General features: G+C 73.0%; 2 protein-coding genes. One reads left to right on the top strand and one right to left on the bottom strand.

Going from position 1 to position 2,671, the window contains the following annotated elements; genetic code table 11:
* Positions 1 to 147 precede the first annotated feature (147 nt).
* Positions 148 to 1,377, bottom strand: coding sequence for an ROK family protein (locus ACFQ8T_RS14395; protein ID WP_430547206.1), 1,230 nt, complete (start codon positions 1,375 to 1,377; stop codon positions 148 to 150).
* 67 nt (positions 1,378 to 1,444) lie between these two features.
* Here ACFQ8T_RS14395 and xylA point away from each other — a divergent pair, with 67 nt between their 5' ends.
* Positions 1,445 to 2,611 carry a xylose isomerase gene (gene xylA / locus ACFQ8T_RS14390; RefSeq protein ID WP_430547205.1) on the top strand — a complete coding sequence of 389 codons (1,167 nt, stop codon included), beginning with the start codon at positions 1,445 to 1,447 and terminating at the stop codon, positions 2,609 to 2,611.
* The last annotated feature ends 60 nt before the right edge of the window (positions 2,612 to 2,671 follow it).

Here is a 2,671-nt window from a genome sequence, read left to right as displayed (position 1 = left end):
TGCTCAGCCCGTCGTCGCGTCGCCCCCCCCGCCCGCGTCCCCCCCCCCCGTTGGGTTGTGGGGGGGGGGGCGGGTTGTACTCCCCCCCCCCCCCCCCCCCAACTGCCGCCCGGACGGAACCCTCGGAGCGACACGATCCGCCCGACGTCAGACCCAGCGCGCCGGGTCCGCGACCACCGACCGCAGCACCTCGCGCGCTCCGCCGGTGAGGGCGGCGTGCGGGCCGGCGGCGGCGGGGCGCACGTCGACGGGCGCGAAGGGCGCGGCGAGCGCACGCTCCTCCACCACCCCTCCGACGACGTGCCCCACCCAGCCGAACAGCTCGGCGTACGCGCCGCCGAGCACGATGGTGGAGACGTCGACGAGGTTGACGAACGTGGCGAGCGCGGCGCCGAGCGCGCGCCCGGCGCGGCCGACGGTGTCGAGGGCGGCGTCGTCGCCGGCGCGCAGCAGGTCGACGATCGCGTGCACGGGCGCCGACGACGGCAGGCCGGAGCCCCGCAGCAGCACCTCCTTGCCGGCGTACTGCTCGAGGCAGCCGGTGGCGCCGCACGAGCAGCGCGGGCCGGCGGGGTCGACGACGACGTGCCCGATCTCGCCGTTCCAGCCCCGCTCCCCCAGGAACAGGTGCCGGTCGACGACGATCCCCGCGCCGACGCCGACGTCGCCGGAGACGTAGAGGAAGGACGGCGGCACGTCGCCCGCGAGCTCAGCGAGGGCGGCGAGCTTGGCCTCGTTCGCCACCTCGACGTCGAGCGGGTCGCCGTCACCGGTCCGCAGGTCGAGCTCCGGGACGGGCTCCACGGACGACCAGCCCAGGTTGGGCGCCACCTCCAGCCGCCCGCCGCGCACGTCGACGAGCCCGGGCAGCGCGAGCCGTGCCCCGGCGACGCGCATGCCGACGGCCTCGACCTCCGCGACCACCTCGGCGGCGAGGGTCCGGAGCCGGGCGAGCACGTCGCGCGGGTCCGAGTCGTGCAGCGAGCCGGTGACGACGCGCTCGGCGACGACGTCGCCCACGAGGTCGAGGGCGCGCGCGCCGAGGTAGTCGACGTTCACCTCGAGCCCGAGCCCGACGACGGACCGTCCGGCGGGCACCAGCGGGACGGCGGGGCGGCCGGCCTTCTGCGCCGCGACGGGCGGGAGCTCGGCGACGAGCCCCCCGGCGACGAGCCGGTCGACGAGGGTCGAGACGGTGGCCCGGGTGAGACCGGTGGCGCCGGCGACGTCGGCGCGCGACGGTGGTGCGGAGGCCTCGAACACGGCCGCGGCGACGAGGCGCAGGTTCCGCTCGCGGAGGGTGTGCTGGCGCGACGCGGCCCCGCCGTCGGGCACGCGAGGAGCAGCTGCGGGCGTCGTCGTCGAGGTGGCTGGCACGTGTTGACTCTAGCCCAGCGACGCGCAATAGTTCAGCCGTACAACAAAACTCGACGAGGAGAGATCCGTGAGCGACATCAAGTACTCGTTCGGCCTGTGGACCGTCGGCTGGCCGGCCGCCGACCCGTTCGGCACCGCGACCCGCCCCGACCTGGACCCGGCCGAGTCGATCCGCAAGCTGGCCGACCTCGGCGCGTGGGGCTTCACGTTCCACGACAACGACGTCTTCCCGTTCGGCGCGGAGGGCGCGGAGCGCCAGAAGCACATCGACGCGGTGAAGAAGGCCTCCGAGGAGACCGGTCTCGTCTGCGAGATGGTCACCACCAACACCTTCACGCACCCGATCTTCAAGGACGGCGCGTTCACCTCGAACAACCGCGAGGTGCGTCGCTACGGCCTGCGCAAGGTGCTGCGCAACGCCGACCTGGCCGCCGAGATGGGCGCCTCGACGTTCGTCATGTGGGGCGGCCGCGAGGGCACGGAGTACGACAACTCCAAGGACCTGCACGCCGCGCACGCCCGCTACGCCGAGGGCATCGACACCGTCGCGGCGTACATCAAGGAGAAGGGCTACGACCTGCGCATCGCGCTGGAGCCCAAGCCCAACGAGCCGCGCGGCGACATCTTCCTGCCGAGCATCGGCCACGCCATCGCCCTCATCGACACGCTCGACAACGGCGACATCGTGGGCCTCAACCCGGAGACGGGCCACGAGCAGATGGCCGGCCTCAACTACACGCACGGCCTCGCGCTGGCGCTGTACGCGGGCAAGCTGTTCCACATCGACCTCAACGGCCAGCACGGCCCGAAGTACGACCAGGACCTCGTCTTCGGCCACGGCGACCTGCTGAGCGCGTTCTTCACGGTGGACATGCTCGAGAACGGCTTCCCCAACGGCGGCCCGCGCTACGAGGGCCCGCGCCACTTCGACTACAAGCCCAGCCGCACCGAGTTCCTCGACGGCGTCTGGGAGTCGGCGAAGGCGAACATGGAGACCTACGACATGCTCGCCGCCAAGTCGAAGGCGTACCGCGAGGACGCCGAGGTGCAGAAGGCGTTCGAGCACGCCGGCATCTTCGAGCTGGGCGAGCCGACCCTGGCCGAGGGCGAGTCGTTCGACGCCTTCCTCGCCGACCGCTCCGCCTACGAGGACCTCGACGTCGACGCGGTCGCCGAGCGCGACTACGGTCTGGTGCGGCTGCACCAGCTCGCGCTGCGCCACCTCATCGGCTGACCATCCCCGACGTTGTGGGTGGGATCGTGGCCCTGTTTCGTGTCGAAACAGGGCCACGAT

The sequence above is a fragment of the Isoptericola sp. NPDC056618 genome (genome assembly GCF_042792715.1).
GTDB lineage: Bacteria > Actinomycetota > Actinomycetes > Actinomycetales > Cellulomonadaceae > Isoptericola > Isoptericola nanjingensis.
This window is presented reverse-complemented; position numbering and strand designations above follow the sequence as displayed.